The 21,758-nt window shown below is 59.4% G+C and carries 24 protein-coding genes and 1 tRNA gene; 4 read left to right on the plus strand and 21 right to left on the minus strand.

Annotation, left to right across the window (positions count from 1 at the left end; translation table 11 throughout):
- Nucleotides 1-428: 428 nt before the first annotated feature.
- The 5 genes from fecE to HU759_RS20110 all read right to left on the minus strand — a co-directional run bounded on the left by fecE (nucleotide 429) and on the right by HU759_RS20110 (nucleotide 6,784).
- Nucleotides 429-1,220, minus strand: coding sequence for a Fe(3+) dicitrate ABC transporter ATP-binding protein FecE (fecE, locus tag HU759_RS20090; protein ID WP_186617571.1), 792 nt, complete (start codon nucleotides 1,218-1,220; stop codon nucleotides 429-431).
- 4 nt (nucleotides 1,221-1,224) lie between these two features.
- Complete coding sequence (locus HU759_RS20095; protein ID WP_138450896.1) at nucleotides 1,225-2,193, minus strand: iron chelate uptake ABC transporter family permease subunit; 969 nt, start codon at nucleotides 2,191-2,193, stop codon at nucleotides 1,225-1,227.
- Nucleotides 2,190-3,179, minus strand: coding sequence for an iron-dicitrate ABC transporter permease FecC (fecC, locus tag HU759_RS20100; RefSeq protein WP_170040382.1), 990 nt, complete (start codon nucleotides 3,177-3,179; stop codon nucleotides 2,190-2,192). Before fecC ends, HU759_RS20095 begins: the two co-directional genes overlap by 4 nt.
- Nucleotides 3,180-3,181: 2 nt before the next feature.
- Entirely contained in the window at nucleotides 3,182-4,102 is a 921-nt protein-coding gene (locus HU759_RS20105; protein WP_170040380.1) for a Fe(3+) dicitrate ABC transporter substrate-binding protein FecB, read from the minus strand.
- 276 nt (nucleotides 4,103-4,378) lie between these two features.
- Entirely contained in the window at nucleotides 4,379-6,784 is a 2,406-nt protein-coding gene (locus HU759_RS20110) for a TonB-dependent receptor (protein WP_170040378.1), read from the minus strand.
- Nucleotides 6,785-6,951: 167 nt separating this feature from the next.
- Between HU759_RS20110 and HU759_RS20115 the strand changes: the two genes are divergently transcribed.
- A complete protein-coding gene (locus tag HU759_RS20115) occupies nucleotides 6,952-7,581 on the plus strand; it encodes a CatB-related O-acetyltransferase (protein ID WP_017138700.1) in 630 nt (209 codons plus the stop codon).
- A 5-nt stretch (nucleotides 7,582-7,586) separates the two neighbouring features.
- Here HU759_RS20115 and HU759_RS20120 read toward each other — a convergent pair whose 3' ends face one another.
- From HU759_RS20120 to thrS, 10 genes are all read right to left on the minus strand, one after another.
- Nucleotides 7,587-8,228, minus strand: coding sequence for a glycoside hydrolase family 25 protein (locus HU759_RS20120; RefSeq protein ID WP_170040376.1), 642 nt, complete (start codon nucleotides 8,226-8,228; stop codon nucleotides 7,587-7,589).
- 208 nt (nucleotides 8,229-8,436) lie between these two features.
- Nucleotides 8,437-8,513: transfer RNA gene (locus tag HU759_RS20125), tRNA-Pro, on the minus strand.
- 90 nt (nucleotides 8,514-8,603) lie between these two features.
- Entirely contained in the window at nucleotides 8,604-8,960 is a 357-nt protein-coding gene (locus tag HU759_RS20130) for a MerR family transcriptional regulator (protein ID WP_003219935.1), read from the minus strand.
- Complete coding sequence (gene ihfA, locus HU759_RS20135) at nucleotides 8,941-9,243, minus strand: integration host factor subunit alpha (protein ID WP_002553164.1); 303 nt, start codon at nucleotides 9,241-9,243, stop codon at nucleotides 8,941-8,943. Before ihfA ends, HU759_RS20130 begins: the two co-directional genes overlap by 20 nt.
- A gap of 3 nt (nucleotides 9,244-9,246) precedes the next feature.
- Nucleotides 9,247-11,625: a phenylalanine--tRNA ligase subunit beta gene (gene pheT, locus HU759_RS20140; protein ID WP_170040739.1), complete on the minus strand. Its 2,379-nt coding sequence runs from the start codon at nucleotides 11,623-11,625 to the stop codon at nucleotides 9,247-9,249.
- 26 nt (nucleotides 11,626-11,651) lie between these two features.
- Nucleotides 11,652-12,668, minus strand: coding sequence for a phenylalanine--tRNA ligase subunit alpha (gene pheS / locus HU759_RS20145; RefSeq protein WP_034117607.1), 1,017 nt, complete (start codon nucleotides 12,666-12,668; stop codon nucleotides 11,652-11,654).
- Nucleotides 12,669-12,777: 109 nt separating this feature from the next.
- Nucleotides 12,778-13,134, minus strand: a complete 357-nt coding sequence (gene rplT / locus HU759_RS20150; RefSeq protein WP_003174975.1) for a 50S ribosomal protein L20 — start codon at nucleotides 13,132-13,134, stop codon at nucleotides 12,778-12,780.
- Nucleotides 13,135-13,161: 27 nt separating this feature from the next.
- Nucleotides 13,162-13,356 (minus strand): 50S ribosomal protein L35, encoded by a 195-nt coding sequence (gene rpmI, locus HU759_RS20155; RefSeq protein ID WP_002553160.1) that lies wholly within the window; start codon nucleotides 13,354-13,356, stop codon nucleotides 13,162-13,164.
- Between the two features lie 59 nt (nucleotides 13,357-13,415).
- On the minus strand, nucleotides 13,416-13,967 hold the full coding sequence (infC, locus tag HU759_RS20160; RefSeq protein WP_015884933.1) for a translation initiation factor IF-3: 552 nt from the start codon (nucleotides 13,965-13,967) through the stop codon (nucleotides 13,416-13,418).
- The gene (thrS, locus tag HU759_RS20165) at nucleotides 13,967-15,889 is read right to left on the minus strand and encodes a threonine--tRNA ligase (RefSeq protein WP_017138778.1); all 1,923 of its coding nucleotides are present in this window, start codon (nucleotides 15,887-15,889) and stop codon (nucleotides 13,967-13,969) included. Before thrS ends, infC begins: the two co-directional genes overlap by 1 nt.
- Before the next feature lie 365 nt (nucleotides 15,890-16,254).
- Between thrS and HU759_RS20170 the strand changes: the two genes are divergently transcribed.
- Together HU759_RS20170 and HU759_RS20175 are read left to right on the plus strand one after the other, a co-directional pair.
- Nucleotides 16,255-16,569, plus strand: a complete 315-nt coding sequence (locus HU759_RS20170; RefSeq protein WP_017138777.1) for a hypothetical protein — start codon at nucleotides 16,255-16,257, stop codon at nucleotides 16,567-16,569.
- Between the two features lie 289 nt (nucleotides 16,570-16,858).
- A complete protein-coding gene (locus HU759_RS20175) occupies nucleotides 16,859-17,071 on the plus strand; it encodes a cold-shock protein (protein WP_003234260.1) in 213 nt (70 codons plus the stop codon).
- Between the two features lie 73 nt (nucleotides 17,072-17,144).
- Here HU759_RS20175 and HU759_RS20180 read toward each other — a convergent pair whose 3' ends face one another.
- On the minus strand, nucleotides 17,145-17,465 hold the full coding sequence (locus tag HU759_RS20180; RefSeq protein ID WP_017138776.1) for an I78 family peptidase inhibitor: 321 nt from the start codon (nucleotides 17,463-17,465) through the stop codon (nucleotides 17,145-17,147).
- 143 nt (nucleotides 17,466-17,608) lie between these two features.
- Entirely contained in the window at nucleotides 17,609-17,917 is a 309-nt protein-coding gene (locus HU759_RS20185; protein ID WP_170040740.1) for a hypothetical protein, read from the minus strand.
- A gap of 172 nt (nucleotides 17,918-18,089) precedes the next feature.
- Between HU759_RS20185 and HU759_RS20190 the strand changes: the two genes are divergently transcribed.
- Nucleotides 18,090-18,302 carry a hypothetical protein gene (locus HU759_RS20190; protein WP_017138774.1) on the plus strand — a complete coding sequence of 71 codons (213 nt, stop codon included), beginning with the start codon at nucleotides 18,090-18,092 and terminating at the stop codon, nucleotides 18,300-18,302.
- Nucleotides 18,303-18,335: 33 nt separating this feature from the next.
- Here HU759_RS20190 and HU759_RS20195 read toward each other — a convergent pair whose 3' ends face one another.
- Genes HU759_RS20195 through HU759_RS20210 form a run of 4 tightly spaced genes read right to left on the minus strand, consistent with a single transcriptional unit; the run spans nucleotide 18,336 to nucleotide 21,755 of the window.
- Nucleotides 18,336-19,364: a nucleoside hydrolase gene (locus HU759_RS20195; protein WP_017138773.1), complete on the minus strand. Its 1,029-nt coding sequence runs from the start codon at nucleotides 19,362-19,364 to the stop codon at nucleotides 18,336-18,338.
- 26 nt (nucleotides 19,365-19,390) lie between these two features.
- Nucleotides 19,391-19,795 carry a D-ribose pyranase gene (gene rbsD, locus HU759_RS20200; RefSeq protein ID WP_099549917.1) on the minus strand — a complete coding sequence of 135 codons (405 nt, stop codon included), beginning with the start codon at nucleotides 19,793-19,795 and terminating at the stop codon, nucleotides 19,391-19,393.
- Nucleotides 19,792-20,709: a ribokinase gene (gene rbsK / locus HU759_RS20205; RefSeq protein WP_170040741.1), complete on the minus strand. Its 918-nt coding sequence runs from the start codon at nucleotides 20,707-20,709 to the stop codon at nucleotides 19,792-19,794. The genes rbsD and rbsK overlap by 4 nt, the downstream gene beginning before the upstream one ends.
- A 23-nt stretch (nucleotides 20,710-20,732) precedes the next feature.
- Complete coding sequence (locus tag HU759_RS20210) at nucleotides 20,733-21,755, minus strand: LacI family DNA-binding transcriptional regulator (RefSeq protein ID WP_099549915.1); 1,023 nt, start codon at nucleotides 21,753-21,755, stop codon at nucleotides 20,733-20,735.
- Nucleotides 21,756-21,758: the final 3 nt, after the last annotated feature.

Raw genomic sequence — 21,758 nt, forward strand, 5'->3', positions numbered from 1 at the left:
TTTTTCAGGGTGTCGCTGCGATGGGGAACTAGGTGTGGAGTGAGCGAGGGTTTTGAATCGGCAACATACGTTGAACTCCCTTCCAACGATTCTGCCGCGGGGTCTTTACCCGGTTATGGCGCGCAGAATCTGAATCACGCTGGGTACCATCCGAGGTCAGGGGTAGGCTGTTGCGATCAAACATAACGGAATGGATTTTAAAAATATAATGCTATTTGGGTATAAGCTAATATTCTCTACTTTCATTATTAGCGAATAACTTTATTCATATAAATAATGTTTTCCTGCTGATCGTTCCCACGCTCCGCGTGGGAATGCCTCATGGGACGCTCCGCGTCCCGCCCTGCAACCTTGTGACGCGGAGCGTCACGGGCTGCATTCCCACGCGGAGCGTGGGAACGAGCATTAGTGCGTGAGAGCGAACAGGGTCAGGCGTGGATGCGAGTGCTTTTTTCCACCAGGCACATTGGCGTGCCGGCAACCGGCTCCTGCATGATCTGCACTTGCACGTCGAACACCTGGCGCATCAGCTCGGCGCTGATCACTTGGGCGGGCGGGCCGTCAGCCACCAGCTTGCCGGCGTGCATCACCGCCAAGTGGTCGGCGTAGCGGCAGGCCTGGTTGATGTCGTGCAGTACGGTGATAACGGTTTTGCCCTCGACGGCCAGTTCGCCCATCAGGTCGAGCAGTTCCACCTGATGGCTGATGTCGAGGTAAGTGGTGGGTTCGTCGAGCAACACCACTGGCGCATTCTGTGCCAGCACCATGGCCAGCCAGGCGCGCTGGCGCTGGCCGCCGGACAAATCCGCCAACGCGCGGTCGCCCAGGCTGTCCAGCTCCAGGCGCTGCATGGCCTGGGTCACCTGGGCTTGATCGTTGCCGCTCAGGCGCCCCCACAACGAGTTATGCGGGCTGCGGCCGTAGGCGACCAACTGGCGCACGCTGACACCTTCCGGCACCGGCAATACCTGCGGTAAAAATGCGATCTGCCGCGCCAGTTGCCGAGCGGACAAGCTGGCGTAGGCGTGGCCATCCAGGGTCAACTCGCCCTGGGTCGGCTTGAGGATGCGCGCAAACGCCTTGAGCAAGGTGGATTTGCCGCAGCCGTTGGGGCCGATCAGCGCGGTGACGCGACCTGTCGGCGGTACGAACGAGAGGCCCTGCACAATGCGCGTGGCGCCATAGCCGATGTCGAGTTGGTGTGCCTGCAAAATACTCATGTCATCAACCCTTGAACCGTGCCAGCAACCAAAGAAAATACGGCGCACCAATCACCGCCGTAAGCACGCCCGCCGGGATTTCGCTGGGCGCAATCAACGTGCGTCCAAGCGTGTCGGCCAGCACCAGCAATAACGCGCCAATCAGCATCGCAGCCGGCAGCAGGTACTGGTGATGCCCACCCACCAGGCGCCGCGCCATGTGCGGTGCGACCAGGCCGATAAAACCAATCGGCCCGATCACGCCGACACCCAGGCTGGTGAGCACCACCGCGCAGGCCATCGCCCACCAGCGGGTACGGCCAAGCGCAGTGCCCAGGCTGTGGGCGGCCTCATCGCCGAGAGCAATGAGGTTCAGGGGTTTAGCCAGGCACAGGCCCAGCGGGATCAACAGCAGAAAAGGCAGCACCAGCGCCACATGGTGCCAATTGCGGCTCCACAAACTGCCCGTCAGCGCGAGCAACGCGGTGTTGATATCCAACGGATGGGACAGGATCAAAAACTCGGTGACGCTGGACAAGGTCACCGCAATCGCCACCCCCGACAGCGCAAAACGCACCCCGGAAAAACTCACGCCGGTGTTGTACAGCGCCAGCAGCAAGGCCCCACCGGCACCGCCCAGGCAGGCCACCAGTGGCAGCCAGGCAATCGGCAGGTGTGGCCAGCTGATGATCGCCACGGTCAGCGCCAGCCCGGCGCCCTGGGTCACGCCGAGAATTTCCGGCGAGGCCAGCGGGTTGCGGATCACGCCCTGCACAATCGCACCGGCCAGGCCGAAGGCGCAGCCGGCCAGAATGGCGATCAGGCTGCGTGGCAGGCGGTGGTTCCACACTTCAAAATCGAGGGCATCGTGGGCCAGCAGGCGCTCCAGCACGGTGGCAGGTTTGAGCCACACCGTACCGGCGCTGAGGCTCGCCAGCAACGCCACCAGCAGCAAGCCCAGCAGCAGCCATAAACGTAATCGTGGCCGAATCATAGGGTGCGCCTGGCAAGAAACAGGAAGAACGGTGCGCCGATCAAAGCAGTGACCACACCCGCCGGGGTTTCCACTGGAAAGGCCACCGCGCGACTGAGCAAGTCGGCGCCCAGCACGATCACCGCGCCCAACACCGCGCTGAGCGGAATCAGCCAGCGGTAGTCGTTACCGAGAAACTGGCGAATGATATTGGGCGCGATCAGCCCGACAAAGCCAATGGGGCCGACCGCGCACACGCTGGCGCCCACCAACAGCAAGCTGGCGACAAACACCTGCAAGCGCAGGCTGGCGATACCGACGCCCAACGAGCGCGCGGCGTCTTCGCCGAGGTTGATCAGGTTCAGGCGCGGCGCACACCACAGCGCCCACACGCCGCCGATCAGCGTGCACGGCCAGAGCAATTGCACCTGGGCCGCACCCACATTGGCCAGCGACCCGGCCAGCCAGTTCAGCACGCTTTGGGCCTGGGCCTCGACCAGAATCACCGTGAGCCGGGTCAAGGCCGCGCACAGCGCCGCAACCGCCACACCGGCCAATACCAACCGACCTTGCGCGGTGGTCGGCGACCACGCGCCGCCGAGGCTGAACACCGTGACCCAGGCCAGCGCGCCGCCCAGGCAGGTCATCAACAAGGCGCCCCCGGCAAAGGGCGGCGCAACCAAACCGGTGGAAAACAAGGCCAATCCCAATGCCGCGCCGGCCGTCACGCCAAACAATGAAGGCGATGCCAAGCGGTTGCGGGTGATGCCTTGCATCAGTGCACCGGCCAGCCCCAGACAGGCACCGACCAACGCCGCGCACAACGCACGCGGCACGCGCAGCTGCGCCACGATATAGGCCATATTGCCGCCAATGCTGCCCTGATGAACCAGGCCGTTCCAGGCATCCGTCGCAGTGATGGTGAACGGCGACCAGCTGTACAACGAGTACCAGAACAACACGGCACCCAGCAGCACAATGCCTGCCGCCGCGAAACTGCGCTGCACGGTTATTGGCTCAATACGGCTTTGCCGCCCTTGAGAATCGCCAGGGTGTCTTCAGCGATTTGCTCCGACGCCAATACACCTCGGTTACGCGCCCAACTGTCGCCATCGACCTCGGCCACTTGATGATTACGCACCGCACCGAGCACTTGCCACAACGGCTGCTTGCTCCAGGTGTCGACGATACTTGGGCGTCGATAGTGACCGACCAGCAACCAGCCAGGGTCAAGCGCGAGCAATTGTTCCAGGCTGACAAATTCAGTCGGCGCAGCCTTGGCGCGTACCGACGGCACTTTCAGGCCGATGGCTTGCAGCACGCTGCCGGCGTAGGAGTCAGGCCCGTGTACGGAAAAACTGTCTTCACGGGCAACCCCGAACAACACGCTGGCACCCGCCGGAATCTGCTTGGCAATGGCCTGCAAGTGTTCACGGTTCTGGGCGATGCGCGCGTGCATCTGCGCGCTTTTGCCCAGGGCCGTGCCGATCAGTTCGGCGGATTTAAGGCTGCCTTCGTAATCTTCTCCACGTGATGGCAGCAACAAGGTCGGCGCGATGCTCGCCAAGTCGCTGTACAACGCCTGATGACGATTGAGGTCGGCGACGATCAAGTCCGGCTTGAGCCGGGCGATTTCTTCGATGCTCGGTTGCGAACGCAAGCCCACCGACTTCCATTGGCCGATGGCCTGGCGCACACGCGGCAAGACGCGGTTGGCATCGCCATCGTCCGCAGCGCCGACCGGCGTAACGTCTATGGCGGCGAGACTGTCGAGAAAGGAAAACTCCAGCACCACCACGCGCTTGGGCGCATCCGGCAGGTGCACCGCGTGCTGGCCATCATTAAGGTCGATGGGCGCGGCGTTCAACACGCTGGAAGACAACGCCAGGAGGCAGGCGGCAAGGGTCGGGATGGAGCGCAACATTCGCATGACAAAGACCTCGGCGTTAAAACACCCCGGCTGGACGGGCCGGGGAAAACGGCGGGTACTATTCCATATTGAGGCGATGCAATCAAAAAACATTCTTATTAACGCGGCACGTCCGTGGTGTGGGCTGGCTTATGTGGTCAGGGCTATGTGGCAGTTGGCTTGTGTGGGAGCTGGCTTGCCTGCGATAGCATCGACCGGGTCTTACTGACAGACCGAGGTGCCTGTATCGCAGGCAAGCCAGCTCCCACATTGGTCTTCCCCTCATGATCGTTGCGTTTAGAAGTCGACGGTGGCCGACAGCAAATACGTGCGCGGCGTGGACAGGGTCAGGCCCGGCTCACTGTCATCCGAAGCACCCGCTGAACTCCAGTAGCGTTTATCGGCGACGTTCTCGACATTCGCCCGCAAGGTGATGTGCTTATCGTCGACCTTGAAGGCATAGCGCGCACCAACGTCAAGGCGTGTCCAGGCGTCGATTTCCTTGACGTTGGACTGGTCCAGGTACTGCGAGCTGGAATAGATACCCCGGCTGGTCAGGGTCAGGCCTTCCACCGTCGGCACATCCCATTCGGCGCCCAGGTTGACGTTGTACTTGGGCGTGGCCGGCGCGCGGTTGCCGTCGAAAGTACCGTTGGTGGTGTGGGTCAGTTCGCTGTCGATAACCATCACGCCGCCCAGCAAGCGCACGCCCTTGAGCGGCTCGCCGAACACGCTCAGCTCCACGCCGTCGTTCTGGCGTTTGCCGTTGGGCCCGAACACTCGCGTAGTAGCGTTGGTTTCGTAGGCTGGCTGCTTGATGCGGAACACCGCGGCCGTCACGGCAAACGCGCCGGCGTCGTATTTGGCGCCTACTTCAACCTGGCGGCTGACAAACGGTGGGAAGATTTGATCTTCGTTGATCGAGGTCGACGGCGCGATTTTGCCTTGGCTCAGGCCTTCCATGTAGTTGGCGTACAGCGACAGTTTGTCGGTGGCTTTAAACAGGATGCCGCCGGAGGGCGAGACCTTTTCCTCATCGTAGGCCGTAGCGCCTTTGACGTTGTTGGTCCAGTCGTCGACCTTGACCCGCTGCCAGCGCGCGCCCAATGTCAGCAATAAACGCTCGTCGAAAAAGCCCAGGGTATCGGACAGCGCCACGCCACTGAAGCGGTTCTCGGTGTAGACCTTGGAATCCAGGCGTGTTGGCCGTGAAGGGGTTGGGGTTTCTACCGGGTTGTACAGGTTGCTCGGCGCCGCCGCGTAACGGGCGCCGCCGTTTTCAAAGTCCATATAGAAGTAGCTGGCCGCCAGGTTGATCTCATGGCTGACCGGCCCGGTATGCAACCAACTGCGCACCCCGGCGGTGGCGGTGCGCACGTTTTCATCGCGGGTGAAATCCCGTGGCAATACGCTGAAATCCCCGGCGTTGTTGGTGACGGACACCGCGTGACGCAAGAAGTCGTGGTTGCTTTTACGCGCGCCGACGCCGCCATACAGCATGACGCTGTCGCTGAGGTCGAACTCGCCGTTAACCGTGCCGAAGGTGTCATCGGTACGGGCTTTGCTCCAGGGCTGTGCGTAGTTATGCCGTACGTCATTGGCGCTCGGCACCCTGGCATTGGCGCCGACTTGTACACGTTCCTGCGGCGCATCGGTGTCGCGCTCGGTGTGGCCGATATCCGTGGAAAGGCGCAGGCGCTCGCCGCGAAAATCCAGGCCCAGCACCGCCATTTCACGGTCGACGCTCTGGTGATCCCATTCGGTATCGCCGGACTGCTTCACGCCATTGAAACGGATGCCGAATTTGTTGTCCTCACCAAAGCGCCGCCCCACATCCACGGCGCCACCGGCCTGGCTGCCGGAGGCCCAGGTGCCGGTCAGCGAGGTGATGTCCTTGTCGGTAGCGCGCTTGGGCACCACGTTGATCCCGCCGCCCACACTGCCGCGCGGCGAGATGCCGTTGATCAACTGGCTCGGGCCCTTGAGGATGTCGACGCGCTCGGCCATTTCCATGTCGATGGTGTACGTCGGCAGTACGCCGTAGAGGCCGTTGTAGGCCACATCACTGTTGAACAGGCTGAACCCGCGAATGGTGAACTGCTCGTAGCGCCCGCCCGCCGGGTTGGTGGCGCGCACCGAAGGGTCGCTGGCGACCAGATCGCCGAGGGTACGCGCCTGCTGGTTCTTCACCGCCTCGGCGGTATAGGTGGTCATGCTGAACGGGGTTTCCATAAAGTCCCGTGAGCCGAGCAGGCCTTGCGAGCCACGCCGCGCCACCTGGCCACCGGCATAGGTATCGCCATCGGCCAACCCAGTGGTACCGACGATGGACGTGGGTGCCAGTTGCAGGCTGCCGCTTTCCGGCACCGGCATCAGCCTGTAGGCCTGCGTGCCCATCGGTTGCAACTGCAGGCCCGAGCCCGTCAGCAACTGCGCAAAGCCCTCCTCCACGCCGTATTCACCCGACAAGCCGGCGCTGCTGCGACCGCTGACCAGCGCCGGGTCCACCGACAGGTTGACCCCGGCGAGCCCGGCGAAGCGCGTCAATGCGGCGCTCAGGCTACCGGCCGGCACCTGGTAACTGCGGCGGGCGGTGCTGCCTTCGGCATAGCTGAGCGGGACAAATAACGGGCTGGCACTGAGGCTCAGCATCAGGCTCAGGTTCAGCAACGGGCGCAAGCGCATGGGTCGGACTGCGGGCATGGGGAGAAGCTCTCGATTTTGTTCACTTGCCTGGAATGACAGGCGAGGCGCAAAAAAGGGACAGGGGTTGGCGATTTTTTTCAGCAGATAAAGCCTTCGTCTTGCATAGAGGGCAGCCATTGCTCACGATGTCGCCTGATTTCAATCTCTGCATAAAGGCTCACCGCATGAAGTTATTGCGTAAATGGCGCGAAAAAAAAGCGCGCAAGGCAATACGCGCGCTCTCCCCGCTGGAGCGCTCGACGCAAAAACTGCGCAACCGCTATCCAAACTACAGCTTTGGCATAGGCACCTACGGCGATTTGAAGGTGCACGACTGGCATGAAGGCACGACCCTGCGTGTCGGCGCCTACACCTCGATTGCCGGCAATGTGGAAGTGTATTTGGGCGGCCATCATCGCACCGACTGGCTCAGTTGCTACCCCTTCCCCGCCAAGATGAAAAGCCTCGCGCACATTACCGACTTTGGTGGCAGCAAAGGCGACGTGATCATTGGCAATGATTGCTGGATCAGCTCCCACGCGAAGATTCTGTCGGGCGTGACCATCGGCAATGGCGCAGTCGTGGCGGCAGGCGCGATTGTGACCAAGGATGTGGCGCCTTACGCCATCGTCGGCGGCAACCCGGCCAAACATATCCGCTGGCGTTTTGATGAACCGACTCGGCTGATCCTTGAGCAATCCGCCTGGTGGGACTGGCCGGAGGCTGAGGTGCGTGAGGTGGCGCATTTGCTGTGCAGTACGGATATCGGGCCGTTTGTGGAGTACCTCAGCCAGCGCGGGCGTTCGGCTGGCTGAAGCCTTCAGCGCTTGATCCAATCCAGATCCACGGCACCTTGAATGCCATCGACCTGGCCTTTGCTGCTGTGCTGCCACCAGTGCCAGCGCTTGCCGTGGCTACGCCAGGTTTCGGGCACTGTCGGCTGCTTGGCATCCCAGTGGGCGATCCACAACGGGCACGGGCTGAAATCGTACTTGCGCCACGCCACACGGTCAGCCCAGATGCTGGGTGACGTGTAGATGTATGGATGGGCGCCATCGAGCACCTGCGTGCTGAGCAGCATTACCAGTTCGTACAAGGCATCGGCCATCTGATCCGCGCTCGCCGTTTCGTTGCGCGAGGTTTCTACATCAATGGCCAGGATGTGCTTCCCGACCTCGAAGTTGGCCTCGCAGATCCGCTGCCGAATATTGGCCAGTTGTTCGCCGGGGGTACTGCTCAGTGCACGAAAGTAGTGGTAAACCCCCGCAGTCAAACCGTGGGCCAGCATCCCGGCAAAGTTTGTTGCAAACCGAGGGTCAGTGTAGGTGCCCCCTTCGGTCATCTTCACAATGGCATGGGTGACACCGGCTGACGCGACGCGGCGCCAGTCGATCTCTCCTTGCCAGCGCGATACATCAATGCCACGTGCATGGGTGGTAGGGGTTTGCTGTTCACAACTCATGAGTTTCTCCAAGACGCTGGGTGCGTTATGCAACCTTTCATCTCGGATACTTTCATTCTCAAGCGCCGAAAAACCGTATAAGAGTACTGCCTGCTTAGGGATACGCTTGGGTATGGCAGACGGTACAAGGGAGAAAAATTGGGGCGTTCCCCAAAAAACGCGCACATGAAAAAGCCCAACCTTTTCAGATTGGGCTTGATCGAGAATATGGTCGGGACGGAGTGATTCGAACACTCGACCCCTAGCACCCCATGCTAGTGCGCTACCGGACTGCGCTACGCCCCGACTAGGCGTGTTACTGGGTTTGCTTCGTAACGAAGCGATCCGGAATATACCGCAAGCTTTTGAAATGTGGAAGTATTTTAAAAGCTTGTATCACTTCTTCAACACCACCAGCACATCTTCGAGTTCGGAGATCATCTGGCGGATCATTTGCTTGTATTGGGTGGTGTCGTCTTTGGCTTCATCACCGGACATACGCTGGCGCGCGCCGCTGATGGTGAACCCCTGGTCGTACAGCAACGCACGGATCTGTCGGATCATCAGCACATCCTGGCGCTGATAATACCGACGGTTCCCGGTGCGTTTGACGGGGTTGAGTTGAGGAAACTCCTGCTCCCAATAGCGCAGCACGTGCGGCTTGACCGCACAGAGCTCGCTGACTTCACCAATGGTGAAGTAGCGTTTGCCTGGGATGACGGGTAGTTCGTCGTTATGACTTGGTTCCAGCATAAGCCTCAACTCGGGCCTTCAACTTCTGCCCTGGACGAAAGGTGACCACACGGCGAGCCGTGATCGGGATTTCTTCTCCCGTTTTTGGATTGCGGCCAGGCCGCTGGCGTTTGTCCCGCAGGTCAAAATTGCCGAAACCGGACAATTTGACCTGTTCGTTGTCTTCCAGAGCGTGCCGAATTTCTTCAAAGAACAGCTCGACCAATTCCTTGGCTTCGCGTTTGTTCAGACCCAACTCTTCGTACAGACGTTCCGCCATCTCAGCTTTCGTCAAAGCCCCCATACGTCACTTCCTTAACGTGGCGTTCAACCTTTGTTCGAGCGAGGTGAGGATATTTTGTGTCGTGGTATTCACCTCATCGTCATTAAGAGTGCGCGATGGATGCTGCCAGGTCAAGCCAACTGCAAGGCTTTTTCTATGCGGATCAATGCCTTTACCCTGATAGACGTCAAATAGCCTGAGGTCTGTCAGCCATTCCCCTGCATTTTCACGGATTACGTCCAGAACGGCAGTGGCGGCCACTTCACGGTCGGCGATCAGCGCGAGGTCACGACGCACTTCAGGGAAGCGCGACAACTCGCTGAATTTAGGCATCTTGCCCGACGCCACTTCAGCCAGAACCAGCTCAAAAACAAAGACCGGACGGTCCAGGCCCAATGTTTTCGACAGCTCAGGGTGGATGGCACCGACAAAACCCACCAAACGCCCTTCGCGCTCGATACGTGCAGTCTGGCCCGGGTGCAATGCCGGGTGGCTACCAGACACAAACGTGAAGTCATCCAGTGCACCGGCAAAGCCCAGCACCGCCTCCACATCGGCTTTAACGTCGAAGAAGTCCACGCCATCGCGGCCCTGTGCCCAGCCTTCTGGCAGGCGGCTACCGCAGACAACACCCGCCAGCATCGGCTCTTGCTTGAGGCCATCGAGTTGGCCGACAAAGCGCAGGCCGCTTTCGAACATGCGCACGCGGTCCTGCTGACGGTTCAGGTTATGGGACAGTGCCTTAACCAGACCCGGCCACAGCGACGAACGCATGGCGGCCATGTCATTGGAGATCGGGTTAGCCAACAGCAACGGCTCAACACCTGGGTTGAACAGCTCAAACTGCTTTGGATCGATGAAGCTATAAGTCACCGCTTCCTGGTAGCCACGGGCAACCAGCAGGCGACGCAACTCTGGCAGGTGCGCACGCGCCTCGGCCTTGGGTTGCGGTGCCAGACGCGCTTGCGGGTAACGAACCGGCAGGCGGTTGTAGCCGTACAGGCGGGCCAGCTCTTCGATCAGGTCGACTTCCAGGCTGATGTCGAAACGATGGCTTGGCACTTCTACGTGCCACTGCCCTTCCCCACCGGCGGAAATACCCAGGCCGAGTGCGGACAGCAGTTGCTCGATCTGCGCAGGTTCAATCACCAGGCCAAGCATTTGCTCGACGCTTTTGGCGCGCAGGGTAATCGGTGCAATCGACGGCAGGAACTGCTCGTTGACGGTTTCGGTGATCGGGCCGGCTTCGCCGCCGGTGATTTCCAGCAGCAGGCCAGTGGCGCGCTCCATGGCTTCACGGGCCAGTTTCCAGTCCACACCACGCTCGTAGCGGTGCGAGGCATCGGTGTGCAGGCCGTAGGAACGAGCCTTGCCAGCGATGGCGATCTGGTCGAAGAACGCACTCTCAATGAAAATATCGCGGGTGGTTTCGGACACGCCGCTGTGCTCGCCACCCATCACGCCGGCAATCGCCAGGGCGCGGGAATGGTCGGCAATTACCAGGGTGTCGGCGCGCAGGCTGACTTCCTGGCCGTCGAGCAATACCAGCTTCTCGCCTTCTTCGGCCATGCGCACGCGGATGCCGCCATTGATTTCGGCAAGATCGAAGGCGTGCAGCGGTTGGCCCAGCTCCAGCATCACGTAGTTGGTGATGTCCACGGCGGCATCGATGCTGCGCACGTCGGCGCGACGCAGGCGCTCAACCATCCACAGTGGGGTTGGCTTGGACAGGTCGACGTTGCGGATCACACGACCCAGGTAACGTGGGCAGGCGTTTGGCGCCAGTACGTCGACAGGGCGCACTTCGTCGTGGACTGCAGCGACTGCGGCCACCACCGGGCGGGTGACCGGGGCGTTGTACAGCGCGCCCACTTCACGGGCCAGACCGGCGAGGGATAGGCAGTCACCCCGGTTCGGGGTCAGGTCGACCTCGATGCTGGCGTCTTCCAGTTCCAGGTAAACGCGAATGTCCTGACCCACTGGCGCATCGGCCGGCAGTTCCATCAGGCCATCGTTGCCCTCGCCGACTTGCAGCTCGGCCTGGGAACACAGCATGCCGTTGGACTCAACGCCACGCAGCTTGGCTTTCTTGATCTTGAAGTCGCCCGGCAGTTCGGCGCCGATCATGGCAAACGGAATCTTCAGGCCCGGGCGCACGTTTGGCGCTCCGCACACGACCTGGAAGGTTTCCACGCCATTGCTGACCTGGCACACACGCAGCTTGTCGGCATCGGGGTGCTGCTCGGTGCTCAGCACCTCGCCCACCACCACGCCGGTGAAAACACCGGCGGCCGGCGTTACGCTATCGACCTCAAGGCCGGCCATCGACAGACGAGCAACCAGCTCGTCGCGATCTACCTGCGGGCTTACCCAGCCACGCAGCCATTGTTCACTGAATTTCATCCTGCTCTCCTAAAGATTCGTTACGACTAGCGAAATTGCGCGAGGAACCGCAAGTCGTTGTCGAAGAACAGACGCAAGTCGTTCACGCCGTAACGCAGCATGGCCAGGCGCTCAACGCCCATGCCGAAGGCAAAGCCCGAGAACTCTTCCGGGTCGATCCCGGACATGCGCAGCACGTTAGGGTGAACCATGCCGCAGCCCATCACTTCCAGCCAGCCGGTCTGCTTGCAGACGCGGCAGCCTTTGCCGCTGCACATCACGCATTCCATGTCGACTTCAGCGGATGGCTCGGTGAACGGGAAGAACGATGGACGGAAACGCACCGCCAGCTCTTTCTCGAAGAACACCCGCAGGAACTCTTCGATGGTGCCTTTGAGGTCGGCGAAATTGATGTCGCGATCGACCAGCAGGCCTTCGACCTGGTGGAACATCGGCGAGTGGGTGATATCAGAGTCGCTGCGGTACACACGGCCTGGGCAGACGATGCGGATCGGCGGCTTGTTCGCTTCCATGGTGCGGACCTGTACCGGCGAGGTATGGGTGCGCAACAGCATGTTCGCGTTGAAATAGAAGGTGTCGTGCATCGACCGGGCCGGGTGATGGCCTGGGATGTTGAGCGCCTCGAAGTTGTGATAGTCGTCTTCGACCTCGGGGCCTTCGGCAATGCCGTAACCGATATGGGTGAAGAACTGCTCGATACGTTCCAGAGTCCGGGTGATCGGATGCAGACCGCCCGAGGCCTGGCCACGACCAGGCAAGGTGACGTCAATGGACTCGGCGGCGAGCTTGGCCGCAAGATCGGCCTCCTCGAGCGACGCCTTGCGCGCATTGAGCACCTCGGTGACACGCTCCTTGGCGACGTTGATCAGCGCGCCGACTTGCGGACGCTCTTCAGCCGGCAAATTCCCCAGGGTCTTCATCACCTGAGTCAATTCACCTTTTTTGCCAAGGTAGTGAACCCGGATTTGCTCCAGGGCATTTACATCTTCAGCGCTATGCACAGCCTCAAGAGCTTGGGCAACGAGCGCATCCAGGTTTTCCATGTACAGACTCCAGATACAAAATAGGGGAAGAGCTTGAAGGCTCTTCCCCTATTTATGACGTTTACCACCTTGGGCTACAGGAGCAGCCCAAGGTGACTGTCGGGGGTACTTAAGCCAAGGTGGCTTTAGCTTTCTCGACAATCGCAGCAAACACCGCTTTTTCGTTCACGGCCAGTTCAGCCAGAACCTTACGGTCGATTTCGATGGACGCTTTTTTCAGGCCAGCGATGAAACGGCTGTAGGACAGACCGTTAACACGTGCACCAGCATTGATACGAGCGATCCACAGAGCGCGGAACTGACGTTTTTTCTGACGACGGTCGCGGTAGGCGTATTGGCCTGCCTTGATTACCGCTTGCTTGGCAACACGGAATACGCGTGAACGCGCGCCGTAGTAGCCTTTAGCAAGTTTCAGAATTTTTTTGTGACGCTTACGGGCAATGACGCCACGCTTTACACGAGCCATGAGTTATTCCTCTATTCTTGACTAAAATTAACGAAGGCGCAGCATGCGCTCGACTTTTGCCACGTCAGACGGATGCAGCAAGCTGCTACCGCGCAGTTGACGCTTACGCTTGGTCGACATTTTGGTCAGAATGTGGCTCTTGAAAGCGTGCTTGTGCTTGATACCGTTAGCAGTTTTCAGAAACCGCTTAGCAGCACCACTTTTAGTTTTCATCTTTGGCATGTTCGGTACTCCGCATTCAGTTGATAAACATAATCAGAAGGCCTGCCGTGCCCTGTTGATTACTTCTTCTTTTTCGGGGCGATGACCATAATAAGCTGGCGTCCTTCCATCTTAGGATGCTGTTCGACCGAACCGTACTCGAGCAAGTCAGCTTCAACCCGCTTGAGGAGTTCCATCCCCAGCTCCTGGTGGGCCATCTCACGGCCGCGGAATCGCAAGGATACCTTGGCCCTGTCCCCATCACTCAGGAAACGTACCAGGTTGCGCAGTTTTACCTGGTAATCCCCTTCCTCCGTCCCTGGACGAAACTTGATTTCTTTTACTTGAATCTGCTTCTGGTTCTTCTTCGCTGCGGCAACCTGTTTCTTCTTCTCGAAGATCGATTTGCCGTAGTCCATCACCCGACAAACAGGTGGGATTGCATCGGCGGAGATTTCCACCAGGTCCAATTTGGACTCTTCAGCAATACGAAGCGCTTCATCAATCGAGACGATGCCAATCTGCTCGCCGTCAGCGCCAATTAACCGAACCTCGCGTGCCGAGATATTCTCGTTGATCGGGGCTTTCGGTGCAGCTCGTTTATCTTGTCTCATTTCACGCTTAATAATAATTACTCCGAATCTGGGCGACCACGCCGGGAAACCGCTTGCGCGAGGAACTCAGCGAACTGGGCGACGGGCATCGAGCCCAGGTCAGCACCTTCACGAGTACGCACAGCGACAGTCTGCATCTCGACTTCCCGATCTCCGATAACCAAAAGATAGGGAACCTTGAGCAAAGTATGCTCGCGGATTTTAAAGCCGATCTTTTCATTTCTCAAGTCGGACTTGGCACGAAATCCGCTTTCGTTGAGAGTTTTTTCAACTTCAGCGGCAAAATCGGCCTGTTTATCAGTGATATTCATGATCACTGCCTGGGTCGGAGCCAGCCACGCAGGGAATGCACCCTCGTAGTGCTCGATCAGGATACCGACGAACCGTTCGAACGAGCCGAGGATCGCCCGGTGCAGCATAACCGGGTGCTTGCGGCTGTTATCTTCGGAGACGTATTCGGCTCCCAAACGGATCGGCAGGTTAAAATCGAGCTGCAGGGTACCACACTGCCAGACGCGACCAAGGCAATCTTTCAGCGAGAACTCGATCTTCGGACCGTAGAAGGCGCCCTCACCCGGCTGCAGATCGTACGCAAGGCCCGCGCTATCTAGCGCAGCGGCCAGTGCAGATTCAGCGCGATCCCACAGTTCGTCGGAACCAACACGTTTTTCCGGACGAGTGGACAGTTTCATTTCGACTTCGGTGAAACCGAAATCGCGATAAACATCCATGGTCAGCTTGATGAACGCGGCGGATTCAGCCTGCATCTGCTCTTCGGTGCAGAAGATGTGAGCGTCGTCCTGGGTGAAGCCACGCACACGCATGATGCCGTGCAGCGCACCCGACGGTTCGTTACGGTGGCAGGCACCGAACTCGGCCAGGCGCATCGGCAACTCGCGGTAGCTCTTCAGGCCCTGGTTGAACACCTGCACGTGGCATGGGCAGTTCATTGGCTTGATGGCGTAGTCGCGGTTTTCCGACTGCGTAGTGAACATGTTGTCGGCGTAGTTGGCCCAGTGCCCGGATTTCTCCCACAGGCTGCGGTCAACAACCTGAGGCGTCTTGATCTCCAGGTAGCCGTTGTCACGCTGAACCTTGCGCATGTACTGCTCGAGCACCTGGTACAGGGTCCAGCCGTTCGGGTGCCAGAACACCATGCCCGGCGCTTCTTCCTGGAGGTGAAACAGGTTCAGGCGCTTGCCGATTTTGCGGTGATCGCGCTTTTCAGCTTCTTCGATGCGCTGGATGTAGGCCGCCAGTTGCTTCTTGTCAGCCCAGGCCGTGCCGTAGATCCGCTGCAATTGTTCGTTCTTCGCATCACCGCGCCAGTAGGCACCGGACAGCTTGGTCAGCTTGAACGACTTGAGGAAGCGTGTGTTCGGCACGTGCGGACCACGGCACATGTCGACATATTCTTCGTGGTAATACAGGCCCATGGCCTGTTCGTCCGGCATGTCTTCCACCAGACGCAGCTTGTAGTCTTCGCCACGGGCGGTGAACACGTCGATCACTTCGGCGCGCGGCGTGACCTTCTTGATCACGTCGTAATCTTTTTCGATCAGCGCGTGCATGCGCGCTTCGATAGCGGCCAGGTCGTCCGGAGTGAAAGGACGCTCATAGGCGATATCGTAGTAAAAGCCTTCGTCAATGACCGGGCCGATCACCATTTTTGCCGTTGGGTACAGCTGCTTGACCGCATGGCCAATCAGGTGCGCGCAAGAGTGGCGAATGATCTCCAGCCCCTCTTGATCCTTGGGCGTGATGATTTGCAGGCTGGCATCACCAGTGATCAGGTCGCTGGCGTCAACCAGCTTGCCGTCGACCTTGCCGGCCACGGTGGCCTTGGCAAGACCTGCACCAATGGATGCGGCGACCTCGGCTACGGAAACCGAATGATCGAATGAACGTTGACTGCCGTCGGGAAGAGTAATAGTTGGCATGGCGCCTCCTCTCCTAGTGGTGACCCCTACCAAAGGTCACGTGGGTTGGGATGAGCCAGTACAAGATCCAACACCAGGCCGTTCAATGATGAACGCCTGCCTTACAGCGGCAGGAGCCTTTCGGCCAACCGATAATCGAACCAGAGTGACTGGAGTGAACTCAAAAAACATGGCAAGGCGGCAATGGGCGCGCCTGGAAATAGCCAAGCGGGTGATGCTAGCACAGATGAACGGTCATCGCGCCTGCCGCGCCAGATGAAACATAAAATCCCGTGTTTGATGCCTGTAAAAGTGAACTTGAGCTGTACGAAAGCCCTCAAACCCGCTGAGAATCGCTGTTTGCCCACGAATCAAAGGAGCACTTCATGATGCGCTTTACCTCGACCCTCGCTCTCGCCGCTTCCCTGGCTTTCTTGTCTGTTGGCGCACACGCCGCCGCCCCTTCGAACTGGCCTGAAGGTGCCCGTGACAGCTTCATCAAAGATTGCAGCTCGGCAGCCCAACAAAACGTGGACGCCAAAACCGCCAAAAGCCATTGCGAATGTGGCGCGGACAAGATCAATGCCGAATTGAGCACCGCTGAAATCAAAGAGCTCATGACTAACCCGAACTCCAGCCCCGAGCTAAAAAACAAAGCTGTCGCGGCTATTTCGTCCTGCAAAGTCGTGAAGAAAAAATAACAACGACCACTGATCAGACGGCCATTTGACTGAAAAAACAGCCTGAAAACTGCCATTTCGCACAAATTACTCAGCTTTTACGGCTTTTTTTAACAGCTGGTATTTCGCTGCAAAGCCCCGTAGATCGGGGCTTTCAGCCAACCAAGGCACTAAACGCAACGCTATTGATTAGCAAACAATGCCTTGGGGGGGCTTACAAGCCGAACATTTCGACTATGATACCCCGGTGTGCCCAGTTGGCCTGAGCAGCACAGCACTACTGAAAATATATGTTTCTTGGAGATACACCATGTCTAATCGCCAAACCGGCACCGTTAAATGGTTCAACGATGAAAAAGGCTTCGGCTTCATCACTCCTCAAGGTGGCGGTGACGACCTGTTCGTACACTTCAAAGCTATCGAAAGCGACGGTTTCAAAAGCCTGAAAGAAGGCCAAACCGTTTCCTTCGTGGCTGAGAAAGGCCAAAAGGGTATGCAAGCTGCACAGGTTCGCGGCGAGTAATTCTCCGCTGAGCTAAAAAAACCCCGTCCATGTGACGGGGTTTTTTATGGGCGCTGCAAAAGCCGCGAAGCGATCAGCCGCAGTTGACCCGCGTGATCACCAGGTTGTCGTCGGTGTTCAGGTTCAGACGGTCGGAGCGGTATTCCAGGGTGATCATGTCGTTAGGCTTGAGGATCCGTGCGTTCTGCGCGCCGGCACGGGTACGCGCCTGCTCCAGCAATTGAGGCGAGGCTTTCTGGCCGATGGCGAATTCGGCAGCCTTCGACTCGCAGCGAGTGTGACCTGCATCGGCAACGGCGGCATCTTTGCCCGGCTCAGGGGCACCCGGGGTGCTGCAACCCGCCAACGCGAGTGCTGCCAACAAAGTACCGAATGATGCGAGCTTCCAAGGCATGAAGCCTCCTATGAAAAAAATGGACAGAGATCGTGCGACAGCGATCTGGCGGTTTGGTTTCAAGACGTAAATCGCCTAAGAGCAAGTCTGCCTGACTCAAGGCGAGCATTCGCCGGATCAATCGTCACCAGATATGAACGAATTCAGTAGATATCGATGTAGTCAAACGGCGGCTTCGGCCAGTTCTGCTCGAGCGCGTTGAAAATCTGCCGGACCCAGACTTCATCGCTGGCCGCGACGTTACCGACATAACCCGAGCCTTTGGCCCAGGTCTCGAGGCGAAACAGCAGGCCGTCGATGTCGACTCCGCCTACGGCCTTCCCGGAAGAAATAAACGCGATACCGCCCTTGGTCACCCGCAACTGGGTGTGCTCGTCGTCACTGGCACTCGCGAGCAACTGGCGCACGGCTTCCAGCGTGAGGTTCTCGGGGTTGTTCAAATCGATCTGCACCTGGTGTCCCCGGCAATTGAATGGGGTAACAGTGTCGCACAGCATCGGCCTCATCCCGAAACGTCTCATGCCTAAGTAGCACTGCCAAACCCTACGCAAAAATGGTTAACTGCCCCGGTTAGAACCGCGTTCCAGCGCATTGCCCAGCCTTCCCGCCCCGTGAGCCCCGACCATGAGTACCGTAACCCTCCAAGCCGACATCAAAGCCAAGTGGCCTCAAGGACAAAGCTCCTACAGCCCCGGAAGCCCGGAGGAGTTGGCCATCATCGGAATCGACCTGCTGGTCAAGGAGCTCGGCACTCAGGCCGCACAGGCGTTCATCGGCCAGGTATTCGAGAAATACCCGGCCGACCACATGGGCGCTCATAACCCCGAGCGCGAATAAGACCCGGCCGGCGAGCGCCGACCGGCAAACACCTTACTTCAGACGGGCCAGGCGCTCGGTCAACAGATCGAAGAAGCCCTGGGCGTCGCCGTTCTCAACCCAGAATGCGTTCTTCGGCTGCTTGAGGCCGTCATACCAGTCGACGACGGTCTGGCCGAAGGTCGGGCCTTCGCGGCTGTCGATCACCACGTTGACTTCACGGCCGCTGAACAGGGAAGGCTTGAGCAGGTAGGCAATCACGGTAGCGTCATGCACCGGGCCACCCGGGATGCCGTAGTGCTCCATGTCGCCCTTGACGTATTCATTGAGAATATCGCCCACCACCTTGCTCGCATTGTTCTTGATGTCGGCAATCTGTTTCAGGCGCGCGTCACTGGTCAGCACCTTGTGGGTCACGTCCAGCGGCAGGTAAGTCAGCTTGACGCCACTTTTGAGCACAATTTCAGCCGCGACAGGGTCCGCGAACAGATTGAACTCAGCCACCGGGGTGATATTGCCGCCATTAAAATGCGCCCCGCCCATCACCACCACTTCCTTGATGCCTTGGGTGATCTCCGGCGCCTGGGTCAACGCCAGTGCCAGGTTGGTCTGCGGGCCGAGCATGGCGATGGTGATGCTGTGAGGCTTGGCGGTGCTCAAGGTCTTGATCAGGTAGTCAACGGCATTGCCTTCGGCCAGGCCTTTTTTCGGCTCATGCACGGCGACCCCGGAAATACCTTCCTTGCCATGGATATTCTCCGCATAGATCGGCGTGCGCAGCATGGGTTTTGGCGCGCCGGCGTACACCGGGATGTCTTCGCGCCCTGCCCACTCGCGGGCCAGGCGCGCGTTGCGGGAGGTCTTGTCGAGGCGCACGTTACCGGCGACGGTGGTCAGCGCACGAATGCTCAGTTCCTGCGGGGACGCCATGGCAAACAGCAACGCCACGACGTCATCGGCGCCTGGGTCGGTGTCGATGATCAGGTCGATTTTTTCCGCCGCGTGGGCGCTGGCTGCGGTGAGTGCGGACAAAAGCAGGACACTCCGAAATAGATTTTTCAGGGTTGGGAGACCACGTTGCATGAAACACTCCTTGTCGTAGGGAAACTCTAGAAGGTAACGCCGGACACCAGCGCGATATTGCAATACGGCTGGCACTCGCCCGTGCGCACCACGGCGCGGGCCTTGTGGCTGAGCTGCTTGAATTCTTCATGGCTGACCAAACGGCGCTCGCCCAAGGCGGCCTGTTCGGTCAACACATTAAGTGGCGTCAGCGCAGGTGGCTGCTTGAGCAGGATCTCTTCGGCCAACACATGGCTTTCTACCTGCATCTCGCTGAGCACAATGCGCAGGGTGCTGATGAAATCCGGAATGCCCTGGGTGAGCGCCAGGTCAATCAACTCGACGCCTGGCGGCACTGGCAGGCCGGCATCACCGATCACCAGGATGTCACCGTGGCCGAGGGATGCGATCACGCGCGACAGCGCAATATTGAGCAATGGTGTCTTTTTCATGAGGCCATAAAACCTTGTACGTCCTGCAGCGTAGGAATCGAGGGTTGCGCACCCGCCCGCGTGACCGACAGCGCGGCAGCCACCTGGCCAAACCGGATAGCCTCGGCTTCACTTTTGCCATTGGCCAGCGCCGCGGCAAAACCGCCAACAAAGGTGTCACCGGCAGCCGTGGTGTCCACCGCCTTGACCTTGGGCGCCTGCAAGTGCTCGAAACCTTTGCCATCGGCAAACAACGCGCCCTGGCTGCCAAGGGTAATAATGACCTTGCCGGCACCCGCCTTGAGCAGCAGCGTTGCGGCAGCCTTGGCGCCGTCGAGTGAATCGACCGTCACACCACTCAAGGCGCTGGCCTCGCTTTCGTTGGGGATCAAATAATCGATCGAGGCATACCATTCCTCTGGCAGCGGGCCACTGGCCGGTGCCGGATTGAGGATCACGGTCTTGCCCAATTCACGACCGCGCTTGAGCGCCTGGCCAACCGTGCTCATCGGCACTTCCAACTGGCAGACGATGACATCTGCTGCCTGCAGTACCGCGTCAGCCGCCTGCAACGACGCGGGCGTGAGCTCACCGTTGCTGCCAGCCACGATCACAATCGCGTTCTGGCTGCTGTCATCCACCACAATCAACGCCACGCCGCTGGAGCCATCCACCGTGCTGACGGCCTGGCAATCGATGCCCTCCACCAGCAGCGCATCACGCAATTGCGCGCCGTAGGCATCCGTGCCCACACAGCCGATCATCGCCACCTCAGCGCCAAGGCGCGCAGAGGCCACCGCCTGATTGGCGCCCTTGCCGCCCGGCACGGTGGAAAACGTCTGGCCGATCAGGGTTTCACCGGCGCGCGGCAAGCGACTGGCGCGGGTGACCAGGTCCATGTTCAAGCTGCCTATTACCACTACTTTTGCTGGCATACATCAGTACTCATCAATTCGGTTCAGCGGTATTGGGCGAACACACCGGCAAACGGCGCCGTCGACTCACGCAAAACAATGCTCGGCGTCACGATGCGCTGATCGATCGGCAGTTGGGGTGTTGCAATTCGTCGCAGTAAAAGCTCGGCCGCCGTCTCGCCCAGTTGCACGATCGACTGCCCGACCGTCGTCAGCGCCGGGTACACGTAGCGACCCATTTGAATATCGTCAAAACCAATCACCGACAGCTCGCCAGGCACACGGATATTGCGTTCGGCGGCTGCACGCAACACGCCGAAACCAATCATATCGTTACTGGCGAAAATCGCGCTGGGCGGGTTTTCCGACAGTAGCTGTACCGCTGCGGCATAACCACCGGTGCTGGTGAAATCGCTTTCCTGGGTGCGATTGGCTGGCACTTCCACGCCCGCCTCACGCAGCGCGCGGTGATAGCCGGCAAGACGCATTTGCGCCACGCGGGTATGACTGGGGCCGCCAATGCAGGCGATGTCGCGGTGACCAAGCTCCAGCAAATGCCGGGTTGCCAGGTAGGCACCCTGCTCATGATCGATGCGCACCAGGTCGACATCAATGCCGTCCAGTGCTCGGTCGACAATTACCATGGGGGTGCGCACCGCGCTCAAGCCTGCGGCAAGGCCACTGTCGTCGCCGCCCACCGAGGTCACGATCAGGCCGTCGATGCGCTTTTCCAGCAACACGCGCAGATAGCTGCGCTGCTTTTCGGCGTTATCGTCGGAGTTGCAGAGGATCACGCAATAGCCATTACGCTCGCAGTAATCCTCGATACCCCGCGCCAGCTCGGCAAAATACGGGTTAAGGCTGTTGGGCACCAGCAGGCCGATGGTCGCAGTGGTCTTGGCCTTGAGCGAGCGCGCGACGGCACTCGGCACGTAGTCCAGTTGCTTGATCGCCGCTTCCACCTTGATGCGCACAGGCTCGCTGACCGGCCGCGTCTTGTTCACCACATGGGACACAGTGGTGTAGGAAATACCTGCAAGCGCGGCCACATCCTTGATCGTTGCCATGGT

It is taken from the genome of Pseudomonas sp. OE 28.3 (assembly GCF_014268205.2).
Classification (GTDB): Bacteria; Pseudomonadota; Gammaproteobacteria; order Pseudomonadales; family Pseudomonadaceae; genus Aquipseudomonas; species Aquipseudomonas edaphica.